Source organism: Candidatus Pelagibacter communis (genome assembly GCF_012932795.1).
GTDB classification, from domain to species: domain Bacteria; phylum Pseudomonadota; class Alphaproteobacteria; order Pelagibacterales; family Pelagibacteraceae; genus Pelagibacter; species Pelagibacter ubique_S.
This window is the reverse complement of sequence record NZ_LANA01000001.1, coordinates 646,915-665,298: the sequence shown is the minus strand read 5'-3', so window position 1 is coordinate 665,298 and position 18,384 is coordinate 646,915. Positions and strand designations below refer to the sequence as shown.

The window sequence follows — 18,384 nt, the reverse complement described above, 5'->3', positions numbered from 1 at the left end:
TGTTTTCTAAAAAATTGTTGCCTAATTAATGAAGTGTAAAATTATCTGGCAATATCTAAAAAGATTAAGTGTACGCCCTATCGGTGGTTATAGATACAAGTCTCTTTAAATTTAATACTACTCGACTTTCCAATCTGTAGGAAAAGTTACATAATTTACCTGTAAACAACGTCTTTCTTTAATAATCTCTTTTTTTTCCATACCATGCCAAGTATTTGGTCCACTTGAGAATAGATAACCATAGTTATTTTTATAAGGAACTGTCTTAACTTTTTCTAATTTTTCATTATAAAAATCAGTACCTAAACTCTCAGACTCGTTTGCATTATTAATAAATATTAAACCTGATAATAATTTTTCTTTAATATCACAGTGGGGTTTTAGCCAAAAACCTTCTCTATCACAAATAACCTCAACTCTTACGTATGAATTAGATAAATCTTTATTAATCATCTTAGAGATAGCTTCATGTGTTTTTTTGGATTGTAACTCATTAATAAATTTAACTAAATTTGGAAATTCATCTGCATTTTCTTTTGTAACAAAGCATCTAAATTTAATTGCTTGTCCTCCAGATGCAATACCTTCTCTGAATTCTGCTGCACCACCGTCAATTGCTCTTGTGCCATCATAGGTTAAATCATTCTTACTGACATCTGGTATGTCAGCTTTAATAATTTCTTCTATTGACCCCTTAGTTAAAGCATCATTATACTCCCAATGTTTAAACGGGTTGTTGTGTTCCTTAGAGTTATTTAAAATTGAATTAAGAAAAGTCATGATGCTTTATTTTTTCTCTTATTTGCTCAGCTATTTTGTTAGTTTCATTTAATTTAGTATAAGTCCAGTTTTCTAGAGAATTATTTAATTCTTTTATTATATTTAAAGACACAAATAAATTAAAAAAACTTTTAAACCTTTGATTATTTTTTATTGCAGGCATTTGGGCTACATAAATTGGTTTTCCAGTAATTGCAGCTTCTGAAATCATTGAAGTAGAGTCGCATGTAACAACAATATGGTCTGATATCTTTAATGAAGAAAGATAAGCTTTTTTATCAACATCTGGAATCACAATCTGATCTTTATCAAAATAGCTCTTAGCTTTTTCAATTATATTTTGGGGAGTTCTCATGGAAGGAACGACTATTAATTGATAGTTATTATTTAAAAAATTTTGCTCAATTTTCGAAAAAATACCCTCTATGACTTGATTGTTATAATCATAATATCTGGTTGGCCCTCCTAATATTAAAGTAACGATTTTCTTTTCAGTGCTAATTCTAGACTTTAAATAATTTTCATTTTCATCTAATTCACTATTTGTTAAATAATGTACTGCTCCTTTACTTGTTAATACATTACTACCTTTTAAACCATCGTGTTCAGGCACAACCACAAAATCAAAATTGTCTAATGATACTTTAGGTTCTTGAATGTGAATATTTATAATTTTATTCTTAAATTTTTTTTTTAAATAAATTGATGGAATTACACTTTTTCTTCCACAAGAAATAATAACATCAAACTGGTTATTAATTTTATTTTTGAAAACAAAATCTTGAACAGGTGTTATCTTCGGTGGAAATAATTTCCAAAAATTATTAAGTTCAATCTTCTCGTGTATAAAATCTAAATCTAAAGCCTTCGCTAACCCCTCTACTTGACTAATCATGCCATGCATGCCCTGAGTTAATAATATCCCTTTTAATTTTGTCATTTATCCTTATATAACTTTTGTATGAGTGATAATCCAACAAAACACACAAAAGTGTTAATAATAGGTTCTGGTCCTGCCGGATACACAGCTGCAGTTTATGCAGCAAGGGCAATGCTTAACCCTGTATTGGTATATGGTTCTGAGCCTGGTGGACAATTAACTACAACAACTGACGTAGAAAATTATCCAGGCTTTTCTGATGTAATTCAAGGTCCGTGGTTAATGGATCAAATGAAAGACCAGGCTAAAGCAGTTGGAACAGAAATGATTGAAGACCATATCTCATCAGTAAATTTGAAATCTACACCCTTTGAAGCAGTTGGTGATAGTGGGCAAAAATATACCGCAGATAGTATTATAATTTCTACAGGTGCTCAAGCAAGATGGTTAAATTTAGAATCAGAACAAGCTTATAGAGGCTTTGGTGTTTCAGCATGTGCAACATGTGATGGTTTTTTCTTTAAAGAAAAGGTTGTAGCAGTTGTTGGTGGTGGAAATGCTGCCGTTGAAGAAGCAATGTTTCTTACAAAATTCGCATCAAAAGTAAAACTAATCCATAGAAGAGATTCTTTGAGAGCAGAAAAAATGCTTCAGAAAAAATTAATGGAAAATAAAAAAATTGAAATTATTTGGGATAGTGCTGTAGAAGAAGTCATTGGTGATGGTGAACCTAAAAATGTTACAGGTATTAAAATTAAAAACCTTAAGACTAATAAGATTGATGAATTAAAATTAGATGGTCTGTTTATTGCAATTGGTCACGATCCAGCAACAGCTTTATTTAAAGAACAATTAGATATGGATAAAGAAGGTTATTTAATTACCAAGCCAGATTCTACAGAAACTAATATTCCTGGTGTTTATGCTGCAGGTGATGTTAAAGACAAAACTTTTAGACAAGCAGTAACTGCTGCTGGAATGGGTTGTATGGCTGCCCTTGAAGCTGAAAAATACCTATCTCACTAATAATTAATAGTGAAAAATAATCTACATGTTTTTTTGGGCGCTACTGTGGCTGATGCTGCGGCTAGACCATTACATTGGGTTTATAACCAAAAAAAACTACTAACTTATATTAAAGGAAAGAAAGATTTTACTTTCTTAAAAAATAATAAAAGTCCTTTTTATAATATTAAAACTGGAAAGGTTTCGGGTTATAATCAAGTAGGTCAAGTCATGTTTCAAACATTGATTGAAGGGCATGAAAATATAGAGGAAAGATTTAAAAAAAATATTAATAAAAGCTTTGGTCCAGGAAGTATTTATTGGAAAAACCTTAATCTGAGATCTAAATATAGAAAAGTTAAAGATTGGCGAGGTATAATTAAAGGGCCTTGGATTCACCAAAATATTATTGAATCAGTTAAAAACATTAAAGATAAAAAGAAATTAACAGGTGGCACTAAAGTTAATGAGTCTGATGGCTACTGTGCTGCTCTACCCTATTTTTTATATGGTTATGATTTTAATAACTTAAAAAAAATTATCTCAACAGTTACTGTTTCAAAAATAAGCCTAAAATATGCTTTAGCTAAATTTCATCTAATAGATTTGGCTCTAAAGGGTTCTAAAGATCCCATAAATGAATTCTTAAAAAAGTTCAAAAAAAATTTATATTTTAAAAGTGTTATTGAAGACATTAAAAAAGTAAAAAGATTAAAATCAAAACCTCACCCAATAGTAGTTAAAAAATTAGGAATGGCATGTAGTTATCCTGGAACTTTTAACAGTTCAATTCACTCAATTATTAATTCATCAAATTATAAAGGAGCTATTTTAAAAACTATTAAAGCTGGGGGCTGTAACTGCTCTAGAGTTAATTTTGTTGGTGCATATTTTGCAGCTTTAAAAGGCATTAATTCAATTCCAAAATCTTGGATAAAAAAAACAGATCTAGCTAAAAAAATTTTAAATCAAAAATAACATTACTTAGTTAATTGAACTATTTTTGAAATTTCTTTTTTTCTACCCAAGCTCCATTTTTTTTATCCAAGATTTTGGAATATTGATTTCTGATGTAAAAGATGTAGCAAGAGCACATGTTTTATCTATTAAAAACCCCAAGGTTAATGGAAGACGATTGATTATTGGTTCAGAAGTTAAAAAAATGCTCGAGCTTTCTAAAATTATGCAAGAAGCATTTCCAAAGTATGCAAAAAAATTACCAAAAAGAGAAATGCCAATTTTTATGGCTAAATTAATCAGCTACTTTGACTCTTCTGTAAAGAAGCTGTTGCCTGATCTTGGAATTTTAATGCAGACTGATACTTCATATTCTGAAGATTTATTGGGTATGAAATTTAAACCTGCAAAAGATAGTATTATAGATGCTGGGAACTCAGTAATTAGACTTGGGTTAGTTTAAAAATACTAACTAGTTATTTTTGATATATCGTTAGACTCAAGAATAATTTGCTGAATATCATTTTGCACAACAGCTATCATTGCTCTTGCAACAGTTTCTGAATGAATAGGTTTAATTTTCTTTAAAGGACCTAAAAGTAATGGAGAAAGTAACTTAAAAACAAAGATACCTATTATTTCACTTGCTCTCTTTTCTTTTCTATTTCCTATTAAAAAGGAAGGTCGCATTATTGCAAGTTTTGGAAAATTAAGTTCTTTTAACTCTTCTTCAACTTGCCCTTTAAATCTTATGTATTCTCCTGAACTCTTTGGGTTTGCGTATAATGCGGAGACAAAAATAAATGAGTTGACCAAATTTAATTTTGTAATTTTTGCAACTTCTCTAGGAATATCAAGTTCAACCCTTCTATATTCGTCTTTATCAGGTGAATTTTTTTTAGTTGTACCAATACAAAAGAAGCAGTCATCTCCTCTGATATCTTCTTTGTGATTTTGTAAGTTGTTAAAATCAGTCTTAATAATCTCTACTTTTGGATCATTAATTTCAGGTTCTGAACGAACAAATATCTTTATTTTATTATAATTATCATCTTTAATTAATTGATTAAGGAGGTGTCCTCCAACTAAACCTGATGACCCAAATAATAAAGCTGTTTTCATTACAACTAAACCTACTTTAAGGATCCTTCCAATATATATTTCAATATACGAAAAGCTTGTTTTTGATCTGATGCAACAGCAGCAGCAGAGCCATCCACTTCTTTAAGAGCATGTTGATGATCATCGTTATGAATAACAATCATAGATTTATTAAGTGCTGTAGCATAACCCGCATCAAAGGCTGCATTCCATTGCTTAAATTTTTCACCAAACTTAACAATAATTACATCACAATCTTGAATAGATTTTTTGGTTCTAATAGAATTAATATTAGCGCCTTTTCTATCTTTCCAAAAATTTTTTTCTTCGGCTCCTAAGATTTCTACACCACAATTATCAGAGGCTTCATGATCGGTGATGGGAGATGTAAACTTAACATCTAATTTTTCTTTTTCACAAAGTTGAATAATTTCTTCTCGCCAATTACTGTGAATTTCGCCTGCTAAATATACGTTTAACATTATTTTAAACTTTTACAAAAAGTGGATATTTTTTCTAAAGCCTTTTTAAGATTTTCCATAGAAGTTGCATATGAAATTCTAAAGAAACCTTCTAAACCAAATGCAGAACCTTGAACAACTGCAACACCACTATTTTCTAATAAAGACTGAACAAAATCAGTGTCAGTTTTAAGCTCCTTACCGCTTGTATCTTTTTTTCCAATTAACCCTTTGCAGCTCGGAAAAACATAAAATGCCCCCTCTGGATTTAGACATTCAATTCCGTCTATTTCATTTAGTGCCTTAACAACAAAGTCTCTTCTTTCTTGAAATGAAGTTGCTCTCTCTTTTATAAAATCTTGTGTTCCATTTAAAGCTTCAACTGCTGCAGCTTGACTAATTGAAGATGGGTTAGTTGTTGATTGTGATTGTATTTTAGCAATCGCCTTAATAATTTCTTTTGGGCCAGCAGCATACCCTATTCTCCAACCAGTCATTGAATAAGCTTTACTCACACCATTCATTGTAAGAACTCTTTCTTTCAATTCTTCTATTTGAGCAATAGTGAAAAATTTAAACCCTTCATATGTTACGTGCTCATAAATATCATCACTTAAAATATGAACAAGTGGATGTTTAATTAATACTTTAGCAATTTCTCTAATATCATTTTCTGAATAACAGGCACCTGTGGGATTTGATGGTGAGTTTAATATTATCCACTTTGTTTTTGGTGTTATAGATTTTTCTAATTCAGCTGGGTTAATTTTAAATCCTTGTTTTTCATTACACTCTAAAATAATTGGAGTTCCACCAGCCAATAAAACCATATCTGGATAAGAAACCCAATAAGGAGCTGGAACAATAACCTCATCTCCTTCATTTAAAGTTGCCATCATGGCATTATAAATTACATGCTTTCCACCAGCACCAACTGTAATTTGATCAGTTGTATAATCTAGGTGGTTTTCTCTTTTAAATTTTTCTACTATTGCTTTTTTTAAAGCTGGTGTTCCATCAACCGCTGTATATTTAGTATCACCATCATTAATGGCTTTTATTGCCGCTTGTTTGATATTATTTGGTGTATCAAAGTCTGGCTCTCCTGCCCCAAGGCCTATTACATCTTTTCCTGCTGCTTTTAACTCTCTTGCCTTCTGAGTTACAGCAATAGTTGGGGATGGTTTAATCTTTTTTAGATTGTCTGATATAATGCTCATTGAAATATATTTTTATTCTAATAGTTTTATAGATAATGCCAAATACTTATCAAGATTTAATTACTGAAATACAAAGTAAAAATCCAGAGATTCACCAGAAATTAGAAGGTGGACAAAAGTTTAAGCTTGTAACAGATTTTAAGCCAGCTGGAGATCAGCCTGAAGCAATAAAACAATTGATTAGTGGTGCAAATAAAGATGAGTTAAACCAAGTATTACTTGGCGTAACAGGTTCTGGAAAAACTTTTACAATGGCTCAAGTAATTGAAAAAACTAATAGACCAGCCTTAATACTAGCTCCTAACAAAACACTTGCTGCTCAACTTTATGGGGAGATGAAATCTTTTTTTCCTGACAATGCAGTTGAATACTTTGTATCCTACTATGATTATTATACTCCTGAAGCATACGTCCCAAGATCAGATACTTACATTGAAAAAGAAGCATCTATTAATGAACAAATAGATCGAATGCGTCACTCAGCAACTAGATCATTATTAGAAAGAGATGATGTTATAATTGTATCAAGCGTTTCTTGTATTTATGGATTAGGCTCAGTTGAAGCTTATAGTAAAATGACGCTAAGCTTAAAAACAGGCTATGATTATAACCGAGAACAATTAATTAAATCTTTAGTTGCTTTACAATATAAAAGAAATGATCAAAGTTTTTATAGGGGAACCTTTAGAGCAAGAGGAGAATACTTGGAAATCTTTCCATCTCACCTTGAGGATAGAGCATGGAGGCTAAGTTTATTTGGAGATAAATTAGAAAAACTTGAAGAATTTGATCCATTAACAGGTGATTTAATAAATGAACTTAGCGTAATAAAAGTTTATGCAAATAGTCATTATATCACTCCAAAACCAACAATAGAACAAGCAGTAATAAAGATTAAAAGAGAATTAGAAGCTACTCTAAAAAAATTTAAAGAACAAAATAAATTACTAGAAGCTCAACGTTTAGAGGAAAGAACAAAATTTGATCTTGAAATGATTGAAGCCACAGGTTCTTGTGCTGGTATTGAAAATTACTCACGTTTCTTATCTGGGAGAAAACCAGGTGAACCACCTCCAACTCTATTTGAATACTTTCCTGACAACACACTTATTTTTGTAGATGAATGCCATGTAACAGTTCCTCAATTAAACGGTATGTATAAAGGAGATAGATCTAGAAAAAGTAATCTTGCAGAATATGGTTTTAGATTACCTTCTTGTATGGACAATAGACCTCTTAAATTTGAAGAGTGGGATGCAATGAGAACACAAACTGTTTTTGTATCAGCTACACCAGGTCCATGGGAATTAGAACAAGTTAAAGGTAAATTTATTGAACAAATTATCAGACCTACTGGCTTAATTGATCCCCCAGTTGAAATAAAACCTGCCAAAAATCAAGTTGATGACTTGATGCATGAATGCAAAAAAACAATCGATAAAAATTTTAGAGTTCTAGTTACAACATTAACTAAGAAAATGGCTGAGGATTTAACAGAATACTTTCATGAAAATGGTATTAGGGTCAGATATTTACACTCTGATATTGACACATTAGAGAGAATAGAAATTATGAGGGATCTAAGACTTGGAGTATTTGATGTCTTGGTTGGTATAAATCTTTTAAGAGAAGGGCTTGATATACCTGAGTGTGCTTTAGTTGGAATTTTGGATGCTGATAAAGAAGGATTTTTAAGATCTGAAACTTCTCTAGTTCAAACCATCGGTAGAGCTGCAAGAAATCTTGAGGGCAGAGTTATTCTTTATGCTGACAAAGAAACAAAAAGTATAAAAAAAGCAATTCAAGAAACAGATAGAAGAAGAGCAATTCAGGTTGCCTATAATAAAAAACATAACATTGATGCAACCTCAATTAAAAAGGAAATTACCGATGTTCTAGAAAGTGTTTATGAAAAAGACTATCTAAAAGTTGGGACAGGTGACAATATTGGTGGCAATTTAAAGAAACATTTAAAACAATTAAATAAAAGAATGAAAGATGCCGCAACAAACCTTGAATTTGAGGAAGCCGCAAAAATTAGAGATGAAATAAGAAACCTTGAAGCATCAGAGTTGGAAATTGTATTAAATCCAAAAGTAAAACACTATAATCAAGAAAATAGAGTGTACCCAAAAGGTAGATCAAAGATGGGCTTACCTGGTACAAGGGCACAAAAAGGTAAGAAAAAATGGAAGCAAACAAAATAATTATCACTGGAGCTGCAACAAGAATGGGTGCTGCTATTGCAAAAAAACTCTCAGGACCAGGAGTTGAAATGGTTATTCATTACAATAAGTCTAAATCTGAAGCTCAAAAATTACAAAAGGAATTATCAAAAAATAAAACAAAAGTTTATTTAGTAAAGGGTGATCTTGCAAAGGAACAAGATTTAAAAAAAATTATAAAATTCTCAAAGTTAAAATTAAAATACTTTGATTGTTTAGTTAATAATGCTTCATTATTTGAAAATGACAGTCTTAAAAATTTTTCCTCTAAAAGCTGGAACCAACATATTGATATAAATTTAAAAGCACCCGCATACTTTACAAAAGAATTTTCAAAAAATGTTAAGGGTAAAAACAACAATATTATAAATATAATAGATCAAAGAGTTTTTAAGTTAACTCCCTTTTTCTTTTCTTATACTTTAAGCAAAACAGGGCTTTATATTCTAACAAAAACTAGTGCTATGGAATTAGCTCCAAATATAAGAGTTAATGGAATAGCTCCTGGGCCAACTATAAAAAATAAAAGGCAAACTGACATGCATTTTAAAAAACAGTATTTAGCAACTCCTTTAAAACAACAAGTGGATGTAAAAGATATATGTTCTGCTGTTGACTTTTTTATCAAAAACAGTTCAATTACAGGTCAAGTAATAGCAATAGATAGTGGACAAAGTTTAAACTGGCAAACACCAGACTTAATTGGAAAAGAATGAAAAAAAATAATTTAAATATTATCAAAATAGATAAAAATAAAAGTTTATTTAATTATGAAAAAAAAATTCTTATTAAAGAGTTAATACTAGATTTAAAGCTTGGTTATTACGATTTTGAAAAAGAGAAAACCCAAAAAGTAAAATTTAGTTTAGAGATTGATTATGAAGATAGAAAACCAACAAATGATAAAGATATTAAATCTATTGTTAATTATGGTCAGGTTGTAAAATTAATTACAAAACTTGCAAAAAAGAAACATTATAATTTTTTAGAAACACTTGCTGAAGATGTTTTTGATGTATTATTTAAAGACAAACGAATTGGAAAAATTATGCTTCAAATTGAAAAATTAGAGATTATAAAAGAGTGTGCCTCTGTTGGTATCCAAATTACCAAAAAAAGAAGTCATGAAAAGTTCTGAATTAGGCAAAGAAGTAATCAGAAAAGAACTGCCATTAATTCCTAAAAGTCCTGGGGTTTATCGAATGCTCGATCATAAAGATATAATTTTGTATGTGGGCAAAGCAAAAAACCTTCCTAATAGATTGAAAAGCTATGTTGCTGAAAAAAACCACATTATTAGAACCGCTAGAATGCTCTCTCAAACTTTTAAGTTAGAGATAACCACTACAGCTAATGAAAGTGAAGCTTTGCTTTTAGAAGCAAATTTAATTAAAAAACATAAACCAAAATTCAATATCTTACTTAAGGATGATAAATCGTTTCCTTTCATTTTTATAGGTAAAGAAGATAAGTGGCCAAGAGTTACTAAGCACAGGGGTAAAAAAGACAAAGAAGGATTTTATTTTGGTCCATTTGCATCAGCTGGAACAGCAAATTGGACTATTAAAATGCTTCAAAAAATATTTCAATTAAGAGTTTGTGATGACGGAACATTTAAAAATAGAAAGAGACCATGTATTTTATATCAAATTAAAAGGTGTTCTGGTCCATGTGTGAATTACATAGATAAAACTGATTATAAAATATCTGTTGATCAAGCAATTCAGTTTGTGTCAGGAAAATCACGAGATATTCAAAAAAACCTTTCCAAAGAAATGGAAATTGCAAGCGATCAGCTTGATTTTGAAAAAGCTTCAATTTTTAGAGATAGGATAAAATCTCTAAATATAATTCAATCATCACAAAGAATTAATGAAGCTAATCTAGTTGATGCAGATGTGATTGCTGCTTATAAGGAATCTGGCAAAACATGTATTCAAGTATTTTTTTACCGATCAAAACAAAATTGGGGCAATCAAGCTTATTTTCCAAAGCACGATCCTGATCAAAATATTTATGAAATCATGTCTTCTTTTTTAATGCAGTTTTACGAAAACAAAAGTGTACCAAAATTGATAATCATAAATACTGATATTAAAGACAAAAAATTAATAGAAGAAACCTTAAGTAAAAAAGAAGGTCATACAATATTAATTAATACAGCTAAAAAAGGAACAAAAGCTAAAGTTATAGCGATGGCAGAAAAAAATGCCAAAGAGTCATTAAATAGAAAGCTTTATGAGACTAATAATAATAAAAATTTATTTGAAGGTGTTGCTAAAAAATTTGATCTTAAAAGTGTTGTGAATTTGGTTGAGGTTTACGACAATAGTCACATTTCAGGTACAAATAGTATTGGAGCAATGATCACTTTTGGAAATGAAGGTTTTATCAAAAAAAGATATAGAAAATTTGATATTAAAACAAAAGGTGCAGAACAAGATGACTTTGCAATGTTAAAAGAGGTTCTCACAAGAAGATTTAAAAGAGCAATGCTTGAAAAAGGGAACTATCTTACTTTGCCCGATTTAATATTAATTGATGGTGGCAAAGGTCAATATTCCTCAGCCAAAGAAGTGCTAGATGAATTTGGTTTACATGATGTGCCTATGATTGCAATTGCAAAAGGCAAGATGAGAAACAGCGGTGATGAAACATTTTTTTTTAATGGTAAAACCTTTAAATTTGAAAAAAATGACCCAACCCTTTTCTTTATGCAGCGACTTAGAGATGAAGCTCATCGATTTGCTATAACCTCTCATAGAGCAAAAAGAGCCAAAGGGATTACTAAATCGTTGTTAGATCAAATAGATGGTATAGGCTCTATAAGAAAAAGGGCTCTTTTAAACCATTTTGGTTCAGCTAGATCTGTAGAGTCCGCTAGTTTTGATGAAATAAAATCTGTAGAAGGTGTTGAGGAAAAAGTTGCAAAAAAAATATATAATTTTTTTCACGAATAATTATGCTTAAAAAGATTCCAAATATATTAACAATTGGCAGAATAATAATAGTTCCTTTTTTTGTCTTAGCATTTTATTTACCAGGTTTTTATGGTGACTTAACTGCTTGTGTGTTATTTATAATTGCATCTTTTACTGATTTTTTGGATGGAATGTTAGCAAGAATGATGGGTGAAGAGTCTAAGTTAGGTGAGTTGCTCGACCCTATAGCTGATAAAATTATTGTTGCCACCGCACTAATATTGCTTGTTATGAGTGGAACAATAAGACACTACGAAGTTATTGCTGCAATCATTATTCTTACAAGAGAAATATTAATTTCAGGCTTAAGAGAATTTTTAGCAAGGGGTCAAATAAAGTTACCCGTAACTAATTTAGCAAAATTAAAAACTTTTTTACAGATGGTTGCCATAGCACTTTTGCTTACTGGTGAAACTGGAAATAAGATTATTGATTTTCGAGATTATAATGCTCAAACTATTGGTATAATTCTACTTTGGCTCTCAGCATTTTTAACACTATATACAGGTTATGAATATCTAAGAAAAGGTATTGACCATGCAATATCTGAAGATAATAAAAAGTAAATTATTTATTTTTTCTAACTAATACTTGATAGCTTTCATTTAAATCAATTATAGTTTGACAAACTTTAAATTGATGATCTGCAATACATGAAACTGGAGTAACCTCTGCGGCTGTTCCAGTTAAAAAACATCCAACAAAATTTGATAATTCTTTTGGAGTAATTTTTCTTTGATGTACCTTAATTCCTTTTGATTGTGCAATATCAATAACCGTTCTTCTAGTAATTCCATCTAAAAAAGAATCTGGTATGGGAGTATGTATTTCACCTTTCTGATCTTTAAAAAAAATATTTGCTCCAGTTGCCTCTGCTATATTTCCTTCATGATCAAGCATTAGTGAATCCGTGTACCCTTGTTGTTCGGCCTCATGTTTAGATAATGTGCAAATCATGTAAAGACCTGATGCTTTTGTGTCCCAAGGTATTGTATTTGGAGCAGGTCTTCTCCAATTAGAAATATTTAATTTTATACCTTCTACTTTTAATTTTGGATCAAAGTAAGACCCCCACTCCCATGTTGCAATGGCTACATGGATTTTTGTTTTTTGTGCTGAAATTGCCATCATTTCACTGCCTCTCCAAATAGTAGGTCTTACATATCCATTATCTACATTTTGAACTGAGACAATCTTATTACATGCTTTGTTTATTTCTTTCTCTGTATAGGGAATAATCATTCCCATTCTTTTCGCAGAATAAAAAAGTCTCGATGTGTGTTCTTCTAATTTAAATATTGAGCCCTCATAAACTCTCTCTCCTTCAAATACACAACTTGCATAATGAAGTCCGTGGTTTAAAACATGTATTTTTGCGTCAGCCCAATCAACAAGCTCATTATTATACCAAATTTTACCTGATCTTTTATCGTAGGGTATCATGAATGAAATAATTTAATTTTTTTTTTAAAATTATCTTTGTATCTATAATATGTCAATATAACTTACTAATAATGAAAGAACTTTTATACTTAAAAGATACCCAATTAAAGCAACTGATTGAGAAGTTATTTACAAGCTATAGGGAATCTTTTTCAGATGCTAAAAAAACATTGGATAATTACTCTATTGGTGTAGCTCACCACAAGGTATTGCATCTTCTTTCAATGTACAAAGGAATTACGATTTCAGAATTGCTCAACAAACTCAAGGTTACCAAACAAAGTTTAAATAGAGTCTTAAAAGACTTGATTAAACTAGAAGTTATTTTTTTCAAAAAAGATGAAAAAGATACAAGAGTAAAGCATATTTTTTTAAATGAAAAAGGAGAAAAAATTTTTAGTGAAATATTTGCATCTCAAAAAAAAAGAATCTATATTGCTCTTCTAAATTCAAGTGCTGATGAGGTTCTTAATTTTGATAATGTTTTAAAAAAAATAATTAATGAATGATTTTATAGCTCACATTTTAGTTGTAGATGATGATGACGGAATTAGATCTTTAGTAAAAAAATATCTCAATGAAAATCATTTTTTAGTTACAACTTCTGATAGTGCTGAAAATGCTGAAGAAAAAATTTCAATTATCAAATTTGATTTAATTATTTTAGATATAATGATGGCTGGAAAAAGTGGGCTAGAGTTTATTAAAGATAATAAATTTAAGATTAATACACCTATAATTCTTTTAACTGCAAAAGGTGAGACACAAGACAGAGTTGGTGGATTAGAAGTTGGAGCTGATGATTATTTGCCTAAACCTTTTGAGCCAAAAGAACTTATATTAAGAATAAAAAATATTTTAAATAAAACTAAAAAAAATAACCAAAAAAGAATTATTCAATTTGATAATATTGAAATTGACCTAAACAAACTTTTACTTGTTAGAAATCAAAAAGAGTTCAAAATAAATAATACTGAAAAAATAATCTTAGAAAAAATGATTAATAACCCTGGTAAAACATTTTCAAGAGAAGATATTGGAAAACTGATTGATCTAGACAAAGAAAGATCTATAGACGTTATAATTACTAGGTTAAGAAAAAAAATTGAAATTGATCCAAAAAATCCAAAATATTTACAAACTTTAAGGGGTGCTGGCTATGTCTTATGGATTGAGTAAATTTATAAAAAACTTATTACCAAAAAGATTATTTTATAGAGCTTTATTAATTGTAGCTGTTCCTATTATTGTTCTGCAGCTAATTATTACAGTTGTTTTTTTTGACAGTCTTTGGATTAAAACAAATAAAGGAATGACAAGAGCACTAGTGGGCGAAATGAAAACTTTCATTGTGGCTCATGAAAATGGCAAGTACAATAATAATGATTTATCAGGCCTTTTTTCAATTTATTTAGATTTAAATGTTGAGTACAAAGGCTATCAGTTACTTGATAAGCCATTAAAGGATAGATGGTTTAGTCCAATTGATAGAACTTTGAGAAGAGAATTAAAATCAAATATTGGTGCTGGAAAGTATTGGTTTGATACAACGAGCTATAAAGAACTCATTCATATAAATATAAAACAAAATGATGGTTATTTTGAATTTTTTATTCCAAAAGATAGAGTGGCAAGTACCTCTGCAAGAATGTTTGCCTTATGGATAACCCTACCAGCATTATTAATGATAACTATTGCAATAATTTTTTTAAAGAATCAAACAAGACCGATTGTTAATCTTGCAAAAGCTGCTGCAAAGTTTGGCAGGGGTGAAAATATTGATGAATATAGACCCTCTGGTGCATTAGAGATTCGACAAGCAGGGCTAGAATTTGATAAAATGCGAAAGAGAATAATGAGACATCTTACTCAAAGATCTGAGATGTTATCAGGTATTAGTCATGATCTAAGAACACCATTAACAAGACTAAAACTTCAACTCTCATTTATCAAAAATGAAGAACAATCAAAAAAAATGTCTTTAGATATAGATGAAATGGAAAAAATGCTAAATGAATATCTACAATTTACTAGCTCTACTTATTTGGAAAAGAATGAAGATTTCGATATTTCAGAATTGATAAAAAACACTATAGATAAATATGACAATAGTAATATTTCAAAAGTTATAATTCCTAGAGTTTATATGAATGGTCGAAAAAATTTAATCCAAAGATCATTAAATAATATTATTGATAATTCAATAAAGCACGCAAATAAGATAAGTGTTGAGCTGTCCAAAAAAAATAATAATATAATAATTATTGTTGATGATGATGGTCTTGGTATTCCTGAAAATGAATATCAAAATGTTTTCAAACCTTTTTATAAACTTGATAAAAGTAGAGGTAATTCCAAGTCTAGTGTTGGACTTGGTTTATCTATTACATCAGATATTATAAAGTCACATGGAGGAAACATCATCTTAGAAAAATCTCCTCTCAATGGATTAAGAGTTAAGGTTTTTTTACCTTTGTAATTTTTTTTTTTAATTTGCTTTTTTTAAATTGTTCTAATTTTTTTTCTAAATTTTCAACTCTTTTAGTCAAAACATCAAACTCTTCTTTGCTTGTTAATTTCATTTTAAAAACTATCTCATCTCTCTTTGATTTTAAAACATTAATTATTTCAGAACTTAAGTCCTTATAAGAGATCAGTCCTTGTTCAAATATTTTTGCTAATTTATCAATTACAAATTTTGATTTTGTCATATATTCATTTATAAAATTAATGTACTTTATACGTGGTTTTTAAAAAATGTTTATTAATAATTTTGACCCAGTAGCTTTTCAAATTCTATCATTGGAAATCAGATGGTATTCATTAGCTTATATACTGGGGATTATAATTGGCTGGTCGTTATGTAAAAAAATATTCATTAAAAATTCAGATATAAGTGAAAAATTTGACGATTATATAACCTATTTGATTGTTGGAATAATTTTAGGTGGGAGATTGGGATACGTAATTTTTTATAATTTTAATTATTATTCACATAATATTTTTGATATTTTTAAAATATGGCAAGGTGGGATGTCATTTCACGGTGGTTTGATGGGTATAATTTTTTCAAGCATCCTTTTTGCCAAAAAAAATAATCAAGATCCATTTGAGTATATGGATCTTGTGTCATTAGTAGCCCCTATTGGAATTTTTTTTGGAAGATTGGCTAATTTTATAAATTCAGAACTCTATGGAAAGACCACAGAAGTCTTGTGGTCAGTTATATTTACTAAAGTAGATAATTTTCCAAGACATCCATCACAATTATATGAGGCAGTTTTAGAGGGTGCTATTTTATTTTTAATATTAATGTACTTTAGAAAAAAAAATTATTTAACTAAACCAGGTTTAATTTCAGGATTATTTTTAATTTTCTATTCAATATTTAGATTCTTTGTTGAGTTTTTTAGAGTGCCAGATGAACAGCTGGGCTACTTAGTTCTCAATTTATCAACAGGTCAAATTATTAGTTTGATATTTCTTACAATTGGAACAATTTTATTTTATATTAAAAATGAAAATAAATAGAGAATCTGCCCTACCCTTAGATAAATTTATCGAATTTGCTCTTTACGACAAAGATAATGGTTATTACATGAAAAAAAACCCTTTTGGAAAAGAGGGAGATTTTATTACTGCACCAAATATTACAAGACTTTTTTCAGAAATAATTGCTATTTGGGTGATAACTTTTTGGAAAAGTATTGGTTCACCAAAAAAATTTAATCTATTAGAACTAGGTGCGGGAAATGGTGAAATGATGAAAGTGATAATTGCAACACTAAAAAAATTTCCAGAATGTGCTAATAATTGTAATTTTCAAATACATGAAAAAAGTATCTTTTTAATTAATCAACAAAAAAAAAATTTAAAATCTGATGATATAACTTGGGTTGATGATATTAATAAAGCCAATTCAAATCCAACAATATTTTTAGCTAATGAATTTTTTGATGCTCTGCCAATTAAACAATTTTTTAGGAAAAAACAGAGCTGGTTTGAAAGATTTGTAGATTTAAAAGAAATTGACAAAGCAGAATTCAAAGAACACATAACAGATATTAGGAAAATTGAAAAAAACTTAAAGTTTGAAATTTCAAAAAATCAAGACATTATCGAATATTCACCCCTTTCGTTCAAATATTTAAAAGATATTTGCAGCATAATTAAAAAAAATGATGGAGGAATATTAGTAATTGACTATGGATATTTGAATTCAAAAATGTATGAAACTTTACAGGCTGTAAATAAGCATAAATATTCTAATATTTTGAGAGATATTGGAGATTCTGATATAACTTATAATATTAACTTTAGTTTATTTGAAAAATTTGTTGATCAGTTCAACGATCTGGATTGTATTATTAATAGTCAAAAAAAATTTTTAACTAGTATGGGAATAATTCAAAGAGCTGAAATTGTAAGTGAAAATATACCTTTTTCAAAAAAAACAGACCTATTTTACCGAATTAGACGTCTTATAGACGAAAAACAAATGGGTGAACTATTTAAGGTTATGCTTATAAAGAAAAAAAAAAATAAATTTAAGACAGGCTTTAAAATTGATTAAATCAAAAAAACTATCGAAAATAAAAGATTTAAAACATGGCTTTTTTAATAGTGTTGGTGGCAAATCTAAAAATATTTATAAAAGCTTAAATTGTGGCCCAGGCTCAAATGATAATAAATTAAATATAAAAAAAAACTTACAAATAGTAAAAAAAAATATTAGCAAAAAAGCAAAAAATATTTTTTTACTTCATCAATTTCATAGTAATAAATTCATTTATATTGATGATAAATATAACAATAAAAAAAAACCTAAAGCTGATGCGGTAGTAACTAATCAAAAGCATTTACCTATTGCTGTTTTAACAGCTGATTGTGCTCCAATATTAATTTATGACAGCAAGATAAAGATGGTAGCAGCAATTCATGCTGGCTGGAGGGGTGCATATAAAGATATCGTAAAAAAAGTTGTTAAATTCATGATTAAAAAAGGATGTTTACAAAAAAATATTACCGCTGCTATAGGTCCGTGCATTTCAAGTAATAACTACGAGGTTAAAAAAGACTTTTTAAAAAAATTTATCAAAAAAGACAAAAAAAATATGCTTTTTTTCAAAAAAATTAAGAATAAAAATTATTTTAGTTTAAATAAATATATCTACTTTCAATTAAAAAGCCTAAATATTAAGAAAATTGATATTATTGATAAAGATACGTTTAATGTCAAAAATAAATTTTTTAGCGCAAGAAGATCTATTAGCCAAAATGAGAATGATTATGGTAGAAATATTTCATTAATTATGATTAATTAACATTATC

At 29.1% G+C, this 18,384-nt stretch carries 21 protein-coding genes; 14 read left to right on the top strand and 7 right to left on the bottom strand.

Annotated features, from left to right (window positions below; all coding sequences use genetic code 11):
* Window positions 1-117: 117 nt before the first annotated feature.
* The gene (locus VP91_RS03540) at window positions 118-780 is read right to left on the bottom strand and encodes a hypothetical protein (RefSeq protein ID WP_169036056.1); all 663 of its coding nucleotides are present in this window, start codon (window positions 778-780) and stop codon (window positions 118-120) included.
* A complete protein-coding gene (locus VP91_RS03535; protein ID WP_169036055.1) occupies window positions 767-1,720 on the bottom strand; it encodes a mitochondrial fission ELM1 family protein in 954 nt (317 codons plus the stop codon). The genes VP91_RS03540 and VP91_RS03535 overlap by 14 nt, the downstream gene beginning before the upstream one ends.
* Before the next feature lie 21 nt (window positions 1,721-1,741).
* On the opposite strand from VP91_RS03535, the gene trxB reads away from it, so the two are divergent.
* Genes trxB through VP91_RS03520 form a run of 3 tightly spaced genes read left to right on the top strand, consistent with a single transcriptional unit; the run spans window position 1,742 to window position 4,085 of the window.
* Window positions 1,742-2,686: a thioredoxin-disulfide reductase gene (trxB, locus tag VP91_RS03530; RefSeq protein ID WP_169036054.1), complete on the top strand. Its 945-nt coding sequence runs from the start codon at window positions 1,742-1,744 to the stop codon at window positions 2,684-2,686.
* Between the two features lie 9 nt (window positions 2,687-2,695).
* Complete coding sequence (locus VP91_RS03525; RefSeq protein ID WP_169036053.1) at window positions 2,696-3,643, top strand: ADP-ribosylglycohydrolase family protein; 948 nt, start codon at window positions 2,696-2,698, stop codon at window positions 3,641-3,643.
* Between the two features lie 25 nt (window positions 3,644-3,668).
* Window positions 3,669-4,085 (top strand): hypothetical protein, encoded by a 417-nt coding sequence (locus tag VP91_RS03520; protein WP_248289213.1) that lies wholly within the window; start codon window positions 3,669-3,671, stop codon window positions 4,083-4,085.
* 5 nt (window positions 4,086-4,090) lie between these two features.
* Here the strand turns inward: VP91_RS03520 and VP91_RS03515 are convergent, their stop codons facing one another.
* Genes VP91_RS03515 through VP91_RS03505 form a run of 3 tightly spaced genes read right to left on the bottom strand, consistent with a single transcriptional unit; the run spans window position 4,091 to window position 6,404 of the window.
* Entirely contained in the window at window positions 4,091-4,744 is a 654-nt protein-coding gene (locus tag VP91_RS03515; protein ID WP_169036052.1) for an NAD(P)H-binding protein, read from the bottom strand.
* A gap of 11 nt (window positions 4,745-4,755) precedes the next feature.
* Window positions 4,756-5,205: a YtoQ family protein gene (locus VP91_RS03510; RefSeq protein WP_169036051.1), complete on the bottom strand. Its 450-nt coding sequence runs from the start codon at window positions 5,203-5,205 to the stop codon at window positions 4,756-4,758.
* Window positions 5,205-6,404: a pyridoxal phosphate-dependent aminotransferase gene (locus VP91_RS03505; RefSeq protein ID WP_169036050.1), complete on the bottom strand. Its 1,200-nt coding sequence runs from the start codon at window positions 6,402-6,404 to the stop codon at window positions 5,205-5,207. Before VP91_RS03505 ends, VP91_RS03510 begins: the two co-directional genes overlap by 1 nt.
* Window positions 6,405-6,439: 35 nt before the next feature.
* Here VP91_RS03505 and uvrB point away from each other — a divergent pair, with 35 nt between their 5' ends.
* The 5 genes from uvrB to pgsA are packed head-to-tail and all read left to right on the top strand — an operon-like array spanning window position 6,440 to window position 12,176.
* Entirely contained in the window at window positions 6,440-8,611 is a 2,172-nt protein-coding gene (gene uvrB, locus VP91_RS03500; RefSeq protein WP_169036049.1) for an excinuclease ABC subunit UvrB, read from the top strand.
* On the top strand, window positions 8,593-9,345 hold the full coding sequence (locus VP91_RS03495; RefSeq protein WP_169036048.1) for an SDR family oxidoreductase: 753 nt from the start codon (window positions 8,593-8,595) through the stop codon (window positions 9,343-9,345). Before uvrB ends, VP91_RS03495 begins: the two co-directional genes overlap by 19 nt.
* Window positions 9,342-9,767, top strand: coding sequence for a dihydroneopterin aldolase (locus VP91_RS03490; protein ID WP_169036047.1), 426 nt, complete (start codon window positions 9,342-9,344; stop codon window positions 9,765-9,767). Before VP91_RS03495 ends, VP91_RS03490 begins: the two co-directional genes overlap by 4 nt.
* The gene (gene uvrC, locus VP91_RS03485) at window positions 9,754-11,589 is read left to right on the top strand and encodes an excinuclease ABC subunit UvrC (RefSeq protein ID WP_169036046.1); all 1,836 of its coding nucleotides are present in this window, start codon (window positions 9,754-9,756) and stop codon (window positions 11,587-11,589) included. Before VP91_RS03490 ends, uvrC begins: the two co-directional genes overlap by 14 nt.
* Before the next feature lie 2 nt (window positions 11,590-11,591).
* Window positions 11,592-12,176, top strand: coding sequence for a CDP-diacylglycerol--glycerol-3-phosphate 3-phosphatidyltransferase (gene pgsA / locus VP91_RS03480; protein WP_169036045.1), 585 nt, complete (start codon window positions 11,592-11,594; stop codon window positions 12,174-12,176).
* A gap of 1 nt (window position 12,177) precedes the next feature.
* Here the strand turns inward: pgsA and VP91_RS03475 are convergent, their stop codons facing one another.
* Window positions 12,178-13,053, bottom strand: coding sequence for a branched-chain amino acid aminotransferase (locus tag VP91_RS03475; protein ID WP_169036044.1), 876 nt, complete (start codon window positions 13,051-13,053; stop codon window positions 12,178-12,180).
* Window positions 13,054-13,124: 71 nt separating this feature from the next.
* Between VP91_RS03475 and VP91_RS03470 the strand changes: the two genes are divergently transcribed.
* From VP91_RS03470 to VP91_RS03460, 3 genes are read left to right on the top strand one after another with little or no spacing between them, the layout of a single operon-like run.
* Window positions 13,125-13,562, top strand: a complete 438-nt coding sequence (locus VP91_RS03470) for a MarR family winged helix-turn-helix transcriptional regulator (RefSeq protein WP_169036043.1) — start codon at window positions 13,125-13,127, stop codon at window positions 13,560-13,562.
* Window positions 13,555-14,232 carry a response regulator gene (locus VP91_RS03465; RefSeq protein WP_169036042.1) on the top strand — a complete coding sequence of 226 codons (678 nt, stop codon included), beginning with the start codon at window positions 13,555-13,557 and terminating at the stop codon, window positions 14,230-14,232. The genes VP91_RS03470 and VP91_RS03465 overlap by 8 nt, the downstream gene beginning before the upstream one ends.
* Entirely contained in the window at window positions 14,213-15,532 is a 1,320-nt protein-coding gene (locus tag VP91_RS03460) for an ATP-binding protein (protein ID WP_169036041.1), read from the top strand. Before VP91_RS03465 ends, VP91_RS03460 begins: the two co-directional genes overlap by 20 nt.
* Here VP91_RS03460 and VP91_RS03455 read toward each other — a convergent pair.
* On the bottom strand, window positions 15,510-15,764 hold the full coding sequence (locus VP91_RS03455) for a hypothetical protein (RefSeq protein ID WP_169036040.1): 255 nt from the start codon (window positions 15,762-15,764) through the stop codon (window positions 15,510-15,512). The two genes, VP91_RS03460 and VP91_RS03455, sit on opposite strands and share 23 nt — an antisense overlap.
* Before the next feature lie 46 nt (window positions 15,765-15,810).
* Between VP91_RS03455 and lgt the strand changes: the two genes are divergently transcribed.
* The 3 genes from lgt to pgeF are packed head-to-tail and all read left to right on the top strand — an operon-like array spanning window position 15,811 to window position 18,377.
* The gene (gene lgt, locus VP91_RS03450; RefSeq protein WP_169036039.1) at window positions 15,811-16,584 is read left to right on the top strand and encodes a prolipoprotein diacylglyceryl transferase; all 774 of its coding nucleotides are present in this window, start codon (window positions 15,811-15,813) and stop codon (window positions 16,582-16,584) included.
* Complete coding sequence (locus VP91_RS03445) at window positions 16,571-17,626, top strand: SAM-dependent methyltransferase (RefSeq protein ID WP_248289212.1); 1,056 nt, start codon at window positions 16,571-16,573, stop codon at window positions 17,624-17,626. Before lgt ends, VP91_RS03445 begins: the two co-directional genes overlap by 14 nt.
* Window positions 17,619-18,377 carry a peptidoglycan editing factor PgeF gene (pgeF, locus tag VP91_RS03440; protein ID WP_169036038.1) on the top strand — a complete coding sequence of 253 codons (759 nt, stop codon included), beginning with the start codon at window positions 17,619-17,621 and terminating at the stop codon, window positions 18,375-18,377. Before VP91_RS03445 ends, pgeF begins: the two co-directional genes overlap by 8 nt.
* Window positions 18,378-18,384 lie beyond the last annotated feature (7 nt).